Below are 806 nucleotides of genomic sequence, written 5' to 3'. Positions count from 1 at the left end.
CAATATATTCGCAGGGAAATTAAAAATTTTTGTTGATGACGCGCGCGCGAAGGTCGATGAGGCAACGGATGAAGTTAATAATGCGGTTATGCTTGGTATGCGCAGTATGCTTTTCCTGGCGGTTGGGGCTTTGATTTTTGCCGCAGCTTTGGGGTTCTTTTATGTTAACCGACAAATCGTTGCGCGCTTGCTGAGCATGACCAAAGCCATGCACGCGCTAGCCCAAGGGGATCGGACGATAGCCATTCCCAGCGCAAGCAATGATGAAATCGGGCTCATGGCTGTTGCGCTCAAAGTTTTTAAAGAAAATGCCGAGCGGGCCGATGCGCTTACCGCGGCTGAAGAAGCCCAAAGGGCGACACGTGAAGCCCGGGCTGAAACACTTGAGCGGCTGACCCAAGGCTTCGATCAGGCGATTACCGGCATGTTGGGGGCGGTTTCCACGGCGTCGCGCGAAATGGAAGTTACAGCGCAAACCATGTCGGCCAATGCCGAACAGACCAACCGTCAAGCGCTGGTGGTGGCGAATGCGACCGAGCACGCTTCGACAAATGTGCATACGGTGGCGGTGGCCGCAGGCCAGCTATCCTCTTCAATTCGCGAGATTGGCCAACAGGTGGCGCACTCGAGTGAAATTTCCCGACGCGCTGCCAATGAGGCTCAGGTAACGACGGTGACCGTGCGAGGATTGCTTGAAAATGCAGCACAGATCGGGGCGGTCGTGCGCTTGATTGACGACATCGCTTCTCAAACGAATCTCCTGGCCTTGAATGCAACAATTGAAGCCGCAAGGGCTGGGGAAGCTG

At 55.0% G+C, this 806-nt stretch carries 1 protein-coding gene; it reads left to right on the top strand.

Annotation, left to right across the window (positions count from 1 at the left end; translation table 11 throughout):
* Positions 1 to 806 (top strand): methyl-accepting chemotaxis protein (locus VZ95_RS19520; protein WP_156995436.1); only part of this gene is annotated, 806 nt, incomplete at both ends.

This window comes from Elstera litoralis (assembly GCF_000963705.1).
GTDB classification, from domain to species: Bacteria; Pseudomonadota; Alphaproteobacteria; order Elsterales; family Elsteraceae; genus Elstera; species Elstera litoralis.
Note: the sequence above shows the minus strand (reverse complement) of the source record. Positions and strands in the feature narration are given on the sequence as shown.